The following is a 15,284-nucleotide window of genomic DNA, read 5'->3' on the forward strand; positions in this document are numbered from 1 at the left end:
ACCACGCGCTTTTTCTTCTGGTGCGTTATCGATCTGGTCGAATGCACGAGCAGCACCGCCGTAGGTTTTAGCCAGTACGGTAGTGATTGCAGCGGTCAGAGTAGTTTTACCGTGGTCAACGTGGCCGATAGTACCAACGTTGACGTGCGGTTTTGTACGTTCAAATTTTTCTTTAGACACGGCTATATTCCTTACTATAGTGCTCTCCCCTCTGGAGAGAGCACGGGACTTAGGTTTTAATCCTGTGGATTATTTACCACGGGCTTCGATAACGGCCTGAGCAACGTTGTTCGGTGCATCATCATACTTCAGGAATTCCATGGTGTATGATGCACGACCTTTGGTCAGAGAACGCAGCTGAGTTGCATATCCGAACATTTCAGACAGCGGAACTTCAGCGTGGATCTTAACGCCAGTCACTTCGGATTCTTGACCACGCAGCATACCGCGACGACGGCTCAAGTCACCGATAACGTCACCGGTGTTCTCTTCCGGAGTTTCTACTTCAACCTTCATGATTGGCTCAAGCAGAACTGGTTTCGCTTTCTTAAAGCCATCTTTAAAGGCAAGAGAAGCAGCCAGTTTAAACGCCAGTTCAGAGGAGTCAACGTCGTGGTAAGAACCGAAGTGCAGACGGATACCAATGTCTACTACCGGGTAACCTGCCAGCGGACCAGACTTCAGCTGCTCCTGGATGCCTTTATCAACGGCAGGGATGTATTCGCCAGGAATTACACCACCTTTGATGTCGTTGATGAACTCGTAACCTTTCGGATTAGAGCCCGGCTCCAGTGGGTACATGTCGATCACAACGTGACCGTACTGACCGCGACCACCAGACTGCTTAGCGTGTTTACCTTCGATATCGGTAACTTTAGAACGAATCGCTTCACGGTAAGCAACCTGAGGTTTACCTACGTTCGCTTCAACGTTGAATTCACGCTTCATACGGTCAACGATGATATCCAAGTGAAGTTCACCCATACCAGCGATGATGGTCTGGTTAGATTCTTCGTCAGTCCATACGCGGAAGGACGGGTCTTCTTTCGCCAGACGGCCCAGAGCCAGACCCATTTTTTCCTGGTCAGCTTTGGTTTTAGGTTCAACGGCGATGGAGATTACCGGCTCAGGGAATTCCATACGCTCCAGAATGATCGGGTGATCCGGGTTACACAGGGTGTCACCGGTGGTCACGTCTTTCAGACCGATAGCCGCAGCGATATCGCCCGCGCGAACTTCTTTGATCTCTTCACGTTTGTTAGCGTGCATCTGTACGATACGGCCGAAACGCTCACGAGCTGCTTTCACGGAGTTCAGGATGGTGTCACCGGAGTTAACCACACCAGAGTACACGCGGAAGAACGTCAGGTTACCCACGAACGGGTCGGTAGCGATTTTGAACGCCAGTGCAGAGAACGGCTCGTCATCACTTGCGTGACGCTCAGCCGGAGTATCTTTACCGTCGTCCAGGATACCGTTGATCGCAGGAACGTCTACTGGGGATGGCAGGTAATCAATTACCGCATCCAGCATTGCCTGAACACCTTTGTTCTTGAACGCAGAACCGCAGGTTACCAGGATGATTTCGTTGTTCAGAACGCGCTGACGCAGAGCTTTTTTGATCTCTTCTTCAGTCAGTTCTTCACCACCCAGGTATTTCTCCATCAGCTCTTCAGATGCTTCAGCTGCGGATTCGATCAGGTTCTGGTGCCATTCGTCAGCCAGGTCCTGCATGTCAGCCGGGATATCTTCGTATTCGAAGGTCACGCCTGCATCTGCTTCGTTCCAGTTGATGGCTTTCATTTTCACCAGGTCAACAACACCGGTGAAACCTTCTTCAGCACCAATTGCCAGCTGCAGCGGAACAGGGTTCGCGCCCAGACGGGATTTGATCTGACCAACAACTTTCAGGAAGTTAGCACCCATACGGTCCATTTTGTTAACGAACGCGATGCGTGGAACTTTATATTTGTTAGCCTGACGCCATACGGTCTCAGACTGTGGCTGAACACCACCAACTGCGCAGTAAACCATTACTGCACCATCAAGAACACGCATGGAACGTTCTACTTCGATAGTGAAGTCAACGTGGCCCGGGGTGTCGATGATGTTTACGCGATGCGGTTCATACTGCTTAGCCATACCAGACCAGAATGCAGTAGTCGCAGCGGAAGTGATGGTGATACCACGTTCCTGCTCCTGCTCCATCCAGTCCATGGTAGCTGCGCCGTCATGAACTTCACCGATTTTGTGGTTTACACCGGTGTAGAACAGAATACGTTCGGTAGTGGTGGTTTTACCGGCGTCGATGTGCGCACTGATACCGATGTTACGGTAGCGTGCGATGGGTGTTGTACGAGCCATTTGATTCCTCGTTTGTTTCTTTAGGCGTTCAGTTAAGTTACCCAGAGCGGGCGGCTTCTCTGAAGCGCCCGCCTGGTGACTACGACTCCGAAGGGATTACCAACGGTAGTGTGCGAACGCCTTGTTGGCTTCTGCCATACGGTGAACGTCTTCACGTTTCTTAACTGCAGTACCTTTGTTGTCTGCAGCATCAGAAAGTTCGTTCGCCAGACGCAGAGCCATGGATTTATCACCGCGTTTACGAGCAGCTTCAACGATCCAACGCATTGCCAGAGCATTACGACGAACCGGACGAACTTCAACTGGAACCTGATAAGTAGAACCACCAACGCGGCGGGACTTAACTTCTACAGTTGGGCGAACGTTGTCGAGAGCGACTTCGAAAGCTTCCAGTTCATTTTTACCAGAACGCTGAGCCAGGGTCTCAAGCGCGCTGTATACGATTGCTTCTGCAGTAGATTTTTTACCATCTACCATCAGGATATTTACAAATTTTGCCAGCAGTTCTGATCCGAATTTCGGATCTGGAAGGATTTTACGCTGACCAATGACGCGACGACGTGGCATGGGAATACTCCGTTGTTAATTCAGGATTGTCCAAAACTCTAAGAGTTTAGTGTGACATTAAGATAAATCAGTTTGGCCTTACTTAACGGAGAACCATTAAGCCTTAGGACGCTTCACGCCGTACTTGGAGCGAGCCTGCTTACGGTCTTTAACACCAGAGCAGTCGAGCGCACCACGAACTGTGTGGTAACGAACACCCGGAAGGTCTTTAACACGACCGCCACGGATCAGGATCACGGAGTGCTCCTGCAGGTTGTGACCTTCACCACCGATGTAGGAAGTCACTTCAAAACCGTTAGTCAAACGCACACGGCATACTTTACGCAGTGCGGAGTTTGGTTTCTTAGGAGTGGTGGTATATACACGAGTACATACGCCACGTTTCTGCGGGCAGGCTTCCAGCGCAGGCACGTTGCTTTTTGCAACTTTGCGAGCGCGTGGTTTGCGTACCAGCTGGTTAACTGTTGCCATTAAATAGCTCCTGGTTTTAGCTTTTGCTTCGTAAACACGTAATAAAACGACCTCATACAATATGAGGACGCGAAATTTTAGGGCTACGTCGAAAAGGTGTCAAGAAATATACAGCGATCTCAAATCACCAGTTCATTTGACTGGTATGCGTAACTGCAAGATCAACGAAGTCAGTATAGCCAACTACGTCAATTTTGGTTGAAATTTGACCAGTCAGCCCTCGCGCGTCAAGGTCATCTTTGAGCGCATAGACTTTAATGGGGGCGTTAGTGATATTTTCAACGTAACGACTGCCTGCAATTGCGGCCAATACGCCGTCCTGAATTAGCACCAGGGCATCGCCGTCGCGCAACATTCTCAGTAATCCGTCAATGTCGCACTGCCAGGGTGAACGGCTCAGAGTATGGAGCATGGCGGCCTCAGAAGGTTAAAACGGTATCGTAATGAGAAAGTTCTTCGCGTAAGCGGTCGGATGTCAGCCGTGTCGCATCCAGAACCAGCGGCGTCTCGTCGTCCAGCCCGCGCTCTCGCATTGACGTGGAACAGATCCAGAAGGTCTCGATATCATAGAGAGGCAGTACCTTAAACGTGGCGATATAGTCGCGCATCAATATCGTCTGGGGCTGCTGTCCAGCGAGAAGTTGAAATACACCGTCGCCAATAAAGAAGACGCCAATCTCCTCCGTCAGTGCGGAAGTGGCAAGCAGTGCATCCAGCCCTTCCCTGCCAGCAGCATTGCCATGCGGAGCGGAAGTAAAAACAAAAGCCACGCGATTCATCAGAATTGCACCATGCGGTCGCAGGTTAATGCGGCTTGCGCCAGGGCGCCTAATCCGCTGAGAGTGAACCCAGGCTGCAGATTGGCGCCCGCCAAGCCCAGACGTTCGGCTTCTGTGGCGTCGGCAATACCACGGCGCAACGCCGCAGCCACACAAATGTGTAGCGCGACACCGGACTGTTGATGTAGGGCTTGCCAGCCACGCACCAGATCAAATTCATCGCTGGCAGGCGAAGTGAGCTGGTTAGCGTTATAGACGCCTTCACGATAGAAAAACACACTTATGAGCTCATGGCCGGCTTCCAGAAGTGCGCGGGCAAACTGCAGCGCGCTGCTTGCCTGCTGAGTGCCATAAGCCGGGCCGGTCACCATCAACGCAAAACGCATTACTTCTCTTGTCCCACAAAGTCGCCGCTTTTGAACTGACGGATGTAGAGGTACACCGTGTGTTTGGAGATATTCAGGCGATCCGCAACCTGGTTAATCGCATCTTTAATGTCGAAGATACCTTTCTCGTAGAGATTGAGCACGATCTGGCGATTTTTAGCATTGTTAGAAACATTGCGATCGGCATTAACCTCTTCGATGGTGAATTCCAGCGTCTGGGTGACGAGATCTTCAACGGACGAGGCGAAGTTAACGGAAGAGCCCACGTCAGGCGTTTCCGGCGGAATAAAGGTGTTCATGATTTGCGAGAACGGAACGTCAAGGTTCATGTTGATACAGAGCAAACCAATGACGCGCTGTTCGCGGTTACGGATAGCGATAGTGACCGACTTCATCAGCACGCCGCTTTTGGCGCGTGTGAAATAGCATTTGGAGACGCTACTGTCCGCGCCGGTCATGTCGTGCAGCATACGCAGTGCAAGGTCGGTGATTGGCGAACCAATTTTACGGCCGGTATGCTCACCATTAGCAATGCGGATGGCAGAACATTTCAGATCTTGCAGGGAGTGCAATACGATTTCGCAGTGGGACCCAATGAGCATCGCTAACCCGTCCACTACCGCCTCGTAGGATTTCAGAATATCGAAATCGGTCTGATCGAAAGGACGCTGATCCAGCAGATCGAGCTCACTGGTTTCGTTGGTTAAAAGCGACCTGGTCATGAAAAAAACACTCCTTTTCAGGAGCCTGTCGGTAGGTTTTCAGGGCAGGCTCATCATTTACACGGACAACTAAATTAATACAGCGTAGGTAAGGCTTTCCAGTGTTAATTGACTCTGCCCCGGAATAAAAAAAACCGCCGCCTGGTAGGCGGCGGGTTTCGCAGTTTTATTTCTTCGCTGCGTCTGCAGCTTTGGCATCTGCTGCAGCTTCAGGCTTGGCATCCGCCTTCGGTGCTGGTTTGATGTCCAGCAGCTCTACGTCAAAGACCAGCGTAGAGTTAGCCGGAATACCCGGAACGCCGGTTTTACCGTAAGCCAGATCCGGTGGGATGACCAGCTTGATTTTGCCGCCTTTCTTGATGTTTTTCAGGCCTTCTGTCCAGCCAGGGATAACACCATCCAGACGGAAGGAGAGCGGTTCGCCACGGGTGTAAGAGTTATCAAACTCTTTACCGTCGATCAGAGTACCTTTGTAGTTAACGACCACGGTGTCGCTGTCTTTCGGTGCGTCGCCGGTACCTTCTTTCTCAACTTTGTAGACCAGGCCGGTAGAAGAGGTTTTTACGCCCTTCTCTTTCGCAAAGGTGTCACGATAGGCTTTACCTTTGGTTTCGTTCTCGGCTGAATCTTTTTCCATCTTCTCTTGTGCAGCGCCTTTCACACGCGCTTCAAAAGCCTGGAGAGTTTGTTCAATTTCCTGATCGGACAGTTTGCTCTTATCAGCAAAGGCGTCCTGAACACCGGCAATCAGCTGCGCCTGATCCAGTTTGATGCCCAGTTTTTCCTGCTCTTTGAGAGAGTTTTCCATATAACGACCCAGAGATGCTCCGAGCGCATAGGCTGATTTCTGGTCGTCATTTTTGAACGCCGCTTTGCTGTCTGCAGCAGCAGCTGGTTTCGCAGCGGTATCTGCAGCGAAAGACAGCGGTGCATTCAGCGCGACAGCCATAGTGGTTGCCAGCAGCGTTACTTTAAACAGTGATTTCATCCATATCTCCAGGGACCAGGGCCTCTCACCCCAGTGTTAAATGTAAATGAGTTGCGTACTATAAAACGTTGCGGAAGAAATCTACAGACAGACTCCCCCGAAACTCGATTCTTTTCAGACTATTTTTGTTTAAATTAGTTTCTTACTCGCAGCATGATTACTGCGAACCGGACCAAAGTCAGTTAATATTCCGCGCCAGACTGAACAACGAGGTGAATCATGCAGGATACAACAATGGAAGCGAGACTGGCGGAGCTGGAAAGTCGGCTGGCTTTTCAGGAGATCACCATCGAAGAGCTGAACCAGACGGTCACGGCCCACGAACTTGAAATGGCAAAATTGCGCGACCTGCTACGCTTGCTGACTGAAAAGATCAAGGCGACCCAGCCTTCCCATATTGCTTCCCAGTCTGAAGAGACCCCCCCTCCTCATTATTGAGACGTAAAAAAAGCGGGATAATCCCGCTTTTTTATTACCTGCAAGGTATTAGTGGCAACCGCAGCCGCCGTTACCGCAACCACCTTTACCGTGGTCGTGACCATGGTCGTGATCGTGGCCGTGGCCACCGCAGCAGCCGTCGTGACCGTGATCATGATCGTGGTCATGACCGTGCGCACCGTGAACGTGGCCATGAGCCAGCTCTTCTTCGGTCGCTTCGCGGATCGCAACAACTTCAACGTTGAACTTCAGGTTCTGGCCAGCCAGCATGTGGTTGCCATCAACAACAACGTGGTCGTCTTCAACTTCGGTGATTTCAACCGGTACTGGACCCTGGTCGGTTTCTGCCAGGAAGCGCATGCCAACCTGCAGCTCGTCAACGCCCATAAATACATCTTTAGGAACACGCTGAACCAGATTCTCATCGTACTGACCGTAAGCGTCGTTTGCGCCAACAGCAACATCGAATTTATCGCCGACTTCATGACCGTCCAGCGCGGTTTCCAGGCCGGAGATCAGGGAACCGTGACCATGCAGGTAGTCCAGCGGCGCACTCACCGGAGACTCATCAACCAATACACCGTCTTCTGTACGTACCTGATAGGCCAGGCTGACCACCAGGTCTTTTGCTACTTTCATGATATCTCCTGAGCGTGGGAAAATTGCTGGCGCAGATTGTAACGGAAATCTGCACCTGTGTACCCTTTAGCTTAAAAAAACTCGGGGCATATCGCTAGTCCGGATGGAAAATGCCGATCACTTGCTCTTCTTTGCGAACGTGATCGCGGGCCTCTTTGTCAGCCTCGCGCATCTGGTGGCCGCACTTAACACACTCAACGATATCAATATTATTCTCGCGCCACATCGCCAGCGTGTCTTGCGCCTGGCAGGATGGGCATTTTGCGCCCGCGATAAAGCGTTTACGTACAGCCATCTTTCGTTACCCTTTATTCAAATTCATCCCAGCCGTCCAGTTGGCGCCGTTCCTGCTGCATCTCACGCTGAAAAATCTCTTCCAGTTCACGCCGGGCTTCCCGTGCGCGGGAGATTTGCACCGTGTCGGTATGCACAGGCATCAGTTCACGCAGCATACGCATATCCAGACGACGAAAATGCAGTTGCGCGCGCTGGGCCTGATGCGGGTGCATGCCGAGGGTAACCAGCGTTTTGCGCCCCAACTCCAGCGCACTGGAGAAGGTCTCGCGGGAGAACTGTTTTACCCCCGCCTGTAGTAGCTCATGGGCCTCTACGCGACCCCGCGCGCGGGCCAGAATATGCAGATGCGGAAAATGCTGCTGGCAAATCTCCACCAGCTTCATGGTGTCTTCAGGCTCATTACAAGTAATCACAATGGATTCCGCCGCTTCAGCCCCGGCAGAACGCAACAGCTCAACCTGAGTCGCATCACCGTAATAGACCTTATAGCCATATTTGCGCATCAAATTCACCGCGCTAATGTCGCGCTCGAGCACGGTGATCCGCATCTTATTCGCCATCAACAGACGCCCAATCACCTGACCAAATCGCCCAAAGCCCACCACGATCACCTGCGGTTTATCGTCTTCCACCCATGGTGTCTCGTCTTCATCCTCAGAAGGATTAAACTGCCGCGAAAGTCGTCTATCGATCAATTTCATCAGCAGAGGCGTGGTCATCATCGATAAGGTTACGGTCACCAGCAGCAGCGCCATCTGATCATGCTGGAACAAACGCTGGGAAGATGCTGTGGAGAAGAGCACAAAAGCGAACTCACCGCCCTGGCTTAATACGCCAGCAAACTGCATTCTTTCAGAATTGCGCAGGCCATAGATTCGCGCAAGCAAATAGAGCACCAGGGTTTTTACTGCCACCAGTAAGGCTACGCCTACCACGACCAGCAGCAAATGGGTATAGAGCACCCCCAGATTCAGCGCCATGCCCACGGAGATAAAGAACAACCCCAGCAGCAAGCCCTTAAACGGATCGATGGCCATCTCCAGCTCGTGGCGATACTCGCTCTCCGCCAGCAGCACCCCGGCAATAAAGGTGCCCAGCGCCATAGACAGCCCCAGGGCATCCATAAACAGGGCCGAGCCTAATACCAGCAGCAGCGTGGCGGCGGTAAAGACTTCGCGCACGCCGGACGCGGCAATAAAGCGGAATACAGGCCGCAGCAGATAGCGTCCACCAATCAACATGCCAATAAACGCCAGCACTTTCATGCCAACCTTCATCCAGTCGAAATGATCATCACCGGAGCCGGCCAGCAGCGGTACCAGCGCCAGCGCCGGAATCACCGCCAGGTCCTGAAAGAGCAATACCGAGAAGCCCAGTTGCCCGGCTTCGTTACGGTTCATCCCTTTTTCACGCATGAGCTGCAATGCCATCGCCGTGGAGGACATGGCCAGGCCAATCCCGCCGATGACCGCCGCCTGCCAGGAGAAATCGGTCAGCATCAACAGGCCACCCAGCACCGCTGCGCTACAGAGCACCTGCGCTGCGCCCACACCAAAAATCGAGCGCCGCAATTGCCACAACTTCGCCGGGTTGAGTTCAAGGCCGATGATAAACATCAGGAATACGACGCCAAGCTCGGAGAAATGCAGAATTTCATCGACATCGCTAATGAAGCCTAGCCCCCAGGGGCCAATGGCGATGCCGGCCAGCAGATAACCCAGCACCGCACCAATACCCAGCCGCGCGGCCAGCGGCACGGCGACCACCGCCGCAAATAAGAATAAAACGCCTGCCAGTAACAGATCGGAACCTTCCATCAGCGGCCTCCCGTCGGCAGGGGGTCAGCCAGCCAGTCACCATAGGCTTTGGCATGGCTTGCCAGCGTTTGCGGCTGCTGCCGACGCGCCCAGTAGATAATAATCGGACTGAGCCAGTGCATATGGCACATGGCCGCCGTTAGCTCAAAAGGCCGCAGAATGTCGCTCATGGGATAACGGTTAAGCCCATCGTGACGGTAGGCGCTCTCCGGCTCGCCAGTAGTGATCACGTTCCGCCAGTACTTTCCCGCCAGCTGATTGCCCCCCACGCCGCTGGAGAAACCCCGGCTGAGCACGCGGTCCAGCCACTCTTTCAGCAGCGCCGGGCAGCTATAGGTATAAAGCGGATGCTGGAAGACAATCACATCATGCTGACGCAGGAGTTCTTGCTCATGGGGAATATCAATAAAGAAATCAGGATAGTGCGCGTAAAGATCGTGCACTGTGACGTTGCTGAGCTGTGTCGCCGGCTTAAGCAGTACCCGGTTCGCCACCGAGTCCTGAGATTCCGGATGGGCATACAGCAGCAGCACTTTGGCTGTCTGAGACATCATTCCCCTCCCGGTAAGGTTTCTGTTTTTGTGTATCGTTGTTGTTTTGGGCTACCATGGCGGCCCGGTGCGGCGGCAAATGGTCCACACCTTACATTATCATAATGACAAATTAACATAGTCGGAACATACGGCGCTTCTATGATTGTTTTCTCCTCGTTACAAATTCGTCGCGGCGTGCGCGTCCTGCTGGACAATGCCACTGCCACCATCAACCCTGGCCAGAAGGTCGGGCTGGTCGGCAAAAACGGCTGCGGTAAATCCACCCTGCTGGCGCTGCTGAAAAACGAGATTAGCGCTGACGGCGGCAACTTTACCTATCCCGGAAACTGGCAGCTCGCCTGGGTTAACCAGGAGACGCCCGCGCTGAGCGAACCGGCGCTCGACTATGTGATTGACGGTGACCGCGAATACCGCAAGCTGGAAGCGGAGCTCAATGCCGCAAACGAGCGCAACGACGGCCACGCCATCGCCACCGTTCACGGCAAGCTGGACGCCATCGACGCGTGGACCATCCGCTCCCGCGCCTCTAGTCTTCTGCACGGCCTGGGCTTTAGCAACGACCAGCTCGAACGCCCGGTGAGCGACTTCTCCGGCGGCTGGCGTATGCGCCTTAACCTGGCGCAGGCGCTGATTTGCCGCTCTGATTTACTGCTGCTTGATGAACCGACCAACCACCTCGATCTCGATGCGGTTATTTGGCTGGAGAAGTGGCTCAAGAGCTATCAGGGCACTCTGATTCTGATTTCCCACGACCGCGACTTCCTCGATCCGGTGGTGGATAAAATTATCCATATCGAACAGCAAACGATGTTCGAATACACCGGCAACTACAGCTCCTTCGAGCGCCAGCGTGCAACGCGTCTTGCCCAGCAACAATCGATGTATGAAAGCCAGCAGCAGCGCGTGGCGCACCTGCAGAGCTTTGTCGATCGTTTCAAAGCGAAAGCCTCGAAGGCCAAACAGGCGCAAAGCCGCATTAAGATGCTGGAACGCATGGAGATGATTGCGCCTGCGCACGTCGATAACCCGTTCCACTTCAGCTTCCGCGCGCCGGAGAGCCTGCCGAACCCGCTGCTGAAGATGGAAAAGGTCAGCGCAGGCTACGGCGAGCGTACAATTCTCGACTCTATCAAGCTCAACCTGGTGCCGGGTTCACGTATTGGTCTCTTGGGGCGTAACGGTGCCGGTAAATCAACGCTGATCAAACTGCTGGCGGGCGAGCTTAACCCGGTCAGCGGCGAGATCGGTCTGGCAAAGGGCATTAAGCTTGGCTACTTCGCCCAGCACCAGCTGGAATTTTTACGCTCGGATGAATCGCCGATTCAGCACCTGGCGCGGCTGGCACCGCAGGAGATGGAGCAGAAGCTGCGCGACTACCTCGGCGGGTTTGGTTTCCAGGGCGATAAAGTCACTGAGAATACCGAGCGCTTCTCCGGGGGTGAAAAAGCCCGTCTGGTGCTGGCGCTGATCGTCTGGCAGCGTCCGAACCTGTTGCTGCTCGATGAACCGACCAACCACCTGGATCTCGACATGCGCCAAGCGCTAACCGAAGCGCTGATTGAATTTGAAGGCGCGCTGGTGGTGGTCTCGCACGATCGTCACCTGATCCGCTCCACCACGGACGATCTCTACCTCGTGCACGACGGCAAGGTCGAACCGTTCGACGGCGACCTGGAAGACTATCAGCAGTGGCTGACAGACGTACAGAAGCAGGAAAACCAACCGGACGAGTCGGCAAAAGACAACGCCAACAGCGCGCAGGCGCGTAAAGACCAGAAGCGCCGGGAAGCGGAACTGCGCACCCAGACGCAACCGCTGCGTAAAGAGATCGCGCGGCTGGAAAAAGAGATGGAAAAGCTCAACGCCACGCTTGCGGCCGTTGAAGAGAAGCTGGGCGACAGCGACCTGTACGATCAGAGCCGCAAGGCCGAGCTAACGGACTGCCTGCAAATCCAGGCCAAAACCAAATCCAGCCTCGAAGAGTGTGAGATGGCGTGGCTGGACGCCCAGGAACAGCTGGAAGCGATGCTACAGGCCGACTAAACTGCCGGGAGGAGTATGAGTTTCGATACCACGAGCGACATTACATTTCGCAAGCTCAGCATCTTCATGACGTTCATGGAGAAGGGCAATATCGCGCGTACCGCCGAAACTCTGGGCCTCAGCGGCGTCAGCGTGCACCGCGCGCTGCACACCCTGGAAGAGAACGTGCGCTGCCCGCTCTTCACCCATAAGGGGCGCAACCTGATTGCGCTCCCCTCCGCCTGGACGCTGCTGGAGTATTGCCAGGAGGTGATGCAGGTCATGGCGCGCGGCGTGGAAGAGTCCCGTAAGATTGCCGGTATAGGTCAGGGGCGGCTGCGCGTCGGCACGCTTTATTCGCTAACGCTGGAGACCGTGCCGCGCCTGATCATGGGCATGAAGCTGCGCCGTCCGGATCTGGAGATGGATCTGACGATGGGCTCCAACGAAACGTTGCTGCACATGCTGGACGAAGGCTCGCTGGACGCGATTTTAATCTCCATTTCCGAAAGCGATATCGATCGTAACAGTCTTGAAGTACTTCCTCTGTTCCACGACGACATTTTCCTTGCCGCACCGGCGTCTGCGTCCCTCAACACCGGCGAGCTGGCCGACCTGCGTGATTATAAAGATCAGAAATTCGTCGCGCTGGCAGAAGGGTTCGCCACCTACGCCGGGTTCCAGGAAGCGTTCCACATCGCCGGATTCGAGCCGGAAATCGTCACGCGCGTGAACGACATTTTCTCAATGCTGAGCCTGGTACAGGCGGGGGTCGGTTTTACGCTGATGCCGGGCAGGATGAAGAAGGTGTATGAGAACTCGGTTCAGCTACTGAAGCTGGCGCAGCCGTATCAGATGCAGCAGTTGATCGCCATCGTCTTTGCCCGCAACCGCGAGCAGGATCCCAGCCTGCGCGCACTGGCCGCCGAAGGGCGGATGTATGCGCGAAGCCTCACAGCAGATACCTCGGCCCCGTAAGCCTGGTGCATTCCCCCTGTTCCAGGGTTCACTAAAACTGAACGCCACGTTTGACTTATCATCCGTTATCTCTGAATATCCACAAAAACAACATGGCTTATAGCAGGAACAGGATGTTCACACTCTATATGAAATGGGATGCGGGCTGTGATCTAGCACCGGGTGATATTCAGTTCATCCTCACGCCACGCGATGCACTGGAAATGGCAAGCGTATTTTATGAACTGGATTATCTAAAATATGACCCTCAAACCCGTTTTCAACATTTTACCATCCCCAGGCGACGTGACGGCGTATACCACCGCTTCGCGGCACAGCCATACAAACGCAAGCGCCACATTGAATACGACGGCCTTTATGATGAAGTAAAATGGAATCTAGAGCATGGCTGGATGGTTGGCGTAAACACCGCAGAGAAGTGGGACCGTTTCCGCAACCCCTTCTTCTTCGATGACGACGGTAATCTGGTTTATGACTGTTTCATGGACAGCTATAGCGACAGTTTCCAGCGAGAAGTACGGAATATTTACGAACATTGCCTGAACGCACACCCGGGACGAAAACCTGCTCCGACCATTAAACAACATGATTCCGATGCTCCCGTACAGCACGCACAGGCCACCAAAACCATTAACAGCAAAGCAGCCGGACGATTACTGGCGGCAGGTGGAATCTACAACGGCAACATTGAAGGCTTTAGACAAACAGCGGAGCAACTTGGTGGAGAAGCCGTAACAGGCTACGACAGCGTTTTAAATGAAACCACGTCCGGTATGATGATAACCGCCGCCTCGCTGCTGCTCATCAGAAATCCAGCGACAGCGAAACAGTTGACCGACTATTTGGGAAAATATAAAAACAACCAGGTTCTGCTAAGTGATATAAATGTTACGGAGCTAAACTACTTTCGCAGAAACCGTCTCGAATATAATGCGCTACGAAAAGAATTTAATAGTACTGTTCGTCCTGCTTTTCTCAAATCTCTTGCCAATCACCCTGATGCTTTAACAACTTTTGACTCTGACAACCTGCTCCGACTTGCCAATGGAAAAGTCCCCGCAGGATGGGAGGTCCATCATAAAATCCCCCTTGATGATGGGGGGACAAATACCTTTGAAAACCTAACGCTGATACAAAGTTCGCCCTATCATTACACACTTTCAAAGGCACAGGGCACGATAACTAAAGCTCTTCCCTATAATGAAAGCGCAGAAGTGTTATGGCCTGCTCCAAAGGATGTAATTTATCCCGCTGGCATTAAGGAGAAGAAATGAAGTCTACCGATGAATTGTTAGGCATATTCAAGACCCTAATGACTGCTGATAACTACCCGATAGCCAATCCTGTCAATCCTGCCGTAATGGCAGATCTCATGCGCAATGCTCCACCAGCCGAATGGGGCAGTCAGAAAAGAACGGTTTACGAGGATATACAGCGCTTGATGGCTACCCGAACTGACTACCTGAATATGTTCAACTTTATGGATGGTCTGGAGTATAACGGACTGACTTTATATAACGCAGTTCAGGCAGAAAATGGTGTGCCATTATGGTCAAATATCTACGTCCGCAACGTTGATACACGCACCGATGAAATCTATCTTGATCAGAATCTCACTGATAAAGTGCTCATTGGTGAGGATGGTATATCCGTTATTGTCTTCAGTTTCACTGATGATTGCTATCAGATACGTGATAAAGTCTCAACGAATTATGTTATAGAATCACATAACCAATTTCACGAATTGTTATCCGCACTAATTGATACGGTGAATTAATATGCGTCAAATCTCAAACTGGTTGTTTCCACGAAAAACGACCAGTAGTAGTACGTGAACCGTGGGAAATACCTGGTGTTAAAATACTGAGTAGTGGGGGTTTAAAATGATAAATGAAATAAAGAAAACGTTAACCAATATTATTAGCATACTGCGCTCAAACAATGAGAATGCATGGGCCAAAACCTTTGAGACTCTTGGTAGTGAACTTGACGTCGACTGTGAAACTACAATATTCGCATTAAAAAAAGTTTACGGTGGAATGGGATCATTTAACGATATTGTTCTTCACAAAAATGGGCTACCGCTCCGTAAAGAGAATAACGAGCTGGAAGATTTGCGTCATAGGCTTTACCAGCAACTTGAGCAGGCAAACGATTTAATTAAAAAAGGGTGTTTACTCTAACACTCGTCATCAGCGTCGCTGACGCATGCTCAGGGAGATACCCACCCTGAGCTATAAGTGCCTAACTTGCCTTACGTTT

At 52.5% G+C, this 15,284-nt stretch carries 19 protein-coding genes; 6 read left to right on the forward strand and 13 right to left on the reverse strand.

The window, feature by feature from the left end:
- The 9 genes from B2Q93_RS07425 to fkpA all read right to left on the reverse strand — a co-directional run.
- A partial coding sequence (locus B2Q93_RS07425) for a GTP-binding protein (RefSeq protein WP_023994387.1) occupies nucleotides 1–180 on the reverse strand: 180 nt, incomplete at its 3' end.
- A 69-nt stretch (nucleotides 181–249) separates the two neighbouring features.
- Entirely contained in the window at nucleotides 250–2,364 is a 2,115-nt protein-coding gene (fusA, locus tag B2Q93_RS07430) for an elongation factor G (protein ID WP_212478431.1), read from the reverse strand.
- Between the two features lie 96 nt (nucleotides 2,365–2,460).
- Nucleotides 2,461–2,931: a 30S ribosomal protein S7 gene (gene rpsG / locus B2Q93_RS07435; protein ID WP_004106370.1), complete on the reverse strand. Its 471-nt coding sequence runs from the start codon at nucleotides 2,929–2,931 to the stop codon at nucleotides 2,461–2,463.
- Between the two features lie 96 nt (nucleotides 2,932–3,027).
- Nucleotides 3,028–3,402, reverse strand: a complete 375-nt coding sequence (rpsL, locus tag B2Q93_RS07440; RefSeq protein WP_000246815.1) for a 30S ribosomal protein S12 — start codon at nucleotides 3,400–3,402, stop codon at nucleotides 3,028–3,030.
- Nucleotides 3,403–3,526: 124 nt separating this feature from the next.
- Nucleotides 3,527–3,814, reverse strand: coding sequence for a sulfurtransferase complex subunit TusB (tusB, locus tag B2Q93_RS07445; RefSeq protein WP_286932395.1), 288 nt, complete (start codon nucleotides 3,812–3,814; stop codon nucleotides 3,527–3,529).
- A 7-nt stretch (nucleotides 3,815–3,821) separates the two neighbouring features.
- Nucleotides 3,822–4,181, reverse strand: coding sequence for a sulfurtransferase complex subunit TusC (tusC, locus tag B2Q93_RS07450; protein WP_040078346.1), 360 nt, complete (start codon nucleotides 4,179–4,181; stop codon nucleotides 3,822–3,824).
- Nucleotides 4,181–4,567, reverse strand: a complete 387-nt coding sequence (gene tusD, locus B2Q93_RS07455) for a sulfurtransferase complex subunit TusD (protein ID WP_046886732.1) — start codon at nucleotides 4,565–4,567, stop codon at nucleotides 4,181–4,183. Before tusD ends, tusC begins: the two co-directional genes overlap by 1 nt.
- Nucleotides 4,567–5,289, reverse strand: a complete 723-nt coding sequence (locus B2Q93_RS07460) for a helix-turn-helix transcriptional regulator (protein ID WP_040078344.1) — start codon at nucleotides 5,287–5,289, stop codon at nucleotides 4,567–4,569. The genes tusD and B2Q93_RS07460 overlap by 1 nt, the downstream gene beginning before the upstream one ends.
- A gap of 166 nt (nucleotides 5,290–5,455) precedes the next feature.
- Nucleotides 5,456–6,277: an FKBP-type peptidyl-prolyl cis-trans isomerase gene (gene fkpA, locus B2Q93_RS07465; RefSeq protein ID WP_040078343.1), complete on the reverse strand. Its 822-nt coding sequence runs from the start codon at nucleotides 6,275–6,277 to the stop codon at nucleotides 5,456–5,458.
- A gap of 219 nt (nucleotides 6,278–6,496) precedes the next feature.
- Between fkpA and B2Q93_RS07470 the strand changes: the two genes are divergently transcribed.
- A complete protein-coding gene (locus tag B2Q93_RS07470; protein ID WP_040078342.1) occupies nucleotides 6,497–6,715 on the forward strand; it encodes a protein SlyX in 219 nt (72 codons plus the stop codon).
- Nucleotides 6,716–6,763: 48 nt separating this feature from the next.
- Here the strand turns inward: B2Q93_RS07470 and slyD are convergent, their stop codons facing one another.
- From slyD to kefG, 4 genes are all read right to left on the reverse strand, one after another.
- Nucleotides 6,764–7,354 carry a peptidylprolyl isomerase gene (gene slyD / locus B2Q93_RS07475; RefSeq protein ID WP_040078341.1) on the reverse strand — a complete coding sequence of 197 codons (591 nt, stop codon included), beginning with the start codon at nucleotides 7,352–7,354 and terminating at the stop codon, nucleotides 6,764–6,766.
- A 94-nt stretch (nucleotides 7,355–7,448) separates the two neighbouring features.
- The gene (locus tag B2Q93_RS07480) at nucleotides 7,449–7,649 is read right to left on the reverse strand and encodes a YheV family putative zinc ribbon protein (RefSeq protein ID WP_003861689.1); all 201 of its coding nucleotides are present in this window, start codon (nucleotides 7,647–7,649) and stop codon (nucleotides 7,449–7,451) included.
- Nucleotides 7,650–7,662: 13 nt separating this feature from the next.
- Entirely contained in the window at nucleotides 7,663–9,468 is a 1,806-nt protein-coding gene (kefB, locus tag B2Q93_RS07485) for a glutathione-regulated potassium-efflux system protein KefB (protein WP_286809584.1), read from the reverse strand.
- Nucleotides 9,468–10,022, reverse strand: coding sequence for a glutathione-regulated potassium-efflux system ancillary protein KefG (gene kefG, locus B2Q93_RS07490; protein WP_040078337.1), 555 nt, complete (start codon nucleotides 10,020–10,022; stop codon nucleotides 9,468–9,470). The genes kefB and kefG overlap by 1 nt, the downstream gene beginning before the upstream one ends.
- 138 nt (nucleotides 10,023–10,160) lie before the next feature.
- On the opposite strand from kefG, the gene B2Q93_RS07495 reads away from it, so the two are divergent.
- The 5 genes from B2Q93_RS07495 (at nucleotide 10,161) to B2Q93_RS07515 (ending at nucleotide 15,205) form a co-directional block, all read left to right on the forward strand.
- Nucleotides 10,161–12,065 carry an ABC transporter ATP-binding protein gene (locus B2Q93_RS07495; RefSeq protein WP_286932397.1) on the forward strand — a complete coding sequence of 635 codons (1,905 nt, stop codon included), beginning with the start codon at nucleotides 10,161–10,163 and terminating at the stop codon, nucleotides 12,063–12,065.
- Nucleotides 12,066–12,080: 15 nt separating this feature from the next.
- Complete coding sequence (locus B2Q93_RS07500) at nucleotides 12,081–13,022, forward strand: LysR family transcriptional regulator (protein ID WP_040078335.1); 942 nt, start codon at nucleotides 12,081–12,083, stop codon at nucleotides 13,020–13,022.
- A gap of 113 nt (nucleotides 13,023–13,135) precedes the next feature.
- Nucleotides 13,136–14,296 carry an HNH endonuclease signature motif containing protein gene (locus B2Q93_RS07505; protein WP_286932399.1) on the forward strand — a complete coding sequence of 387 codons (1,161 nt, stop codon included), beginning with the start codon at nucleotides 13,136–13,138 and terminating at the stop codon, nucleotides 14,294–14,296.
- Entirely contained in the window at nucleotides 14,293–14,799 is a 507-nt protein-coding gene (locus B2Q93_RS07510; RefSeq protein WP_046886737.1) for a YrhA family protein, read from the forward strand. Before B2Q93_RS07505 ends, B2Q93_RS07510 begins: the two co-directional genes overlap by 4 nt.
- A gap of 106 nt (nucleotides 14,800–14,905) precedes the next feature.
- Entirely contained in the window at nucleotides 14,906–15,205 is a 300-nt protein-coding gene (locus B2Q93_RS07515) for a DUF6966 domain-containing protein (protein WP_286932401.1), read from the forward strand.
- Nucleotides 15,206–15,284 lie beyond the last annotated feature (79 nt).

Source organism: Leclercia sp. UBA5958, assembly GCF_002430365.1.
Classification (GTDB): Bacteria; Pseudomonadota; Gammaproteobacteria; order Enterobacterales; family Enterobacteriaceae; genus Enterobacter; species Enterobacter pneumoniae.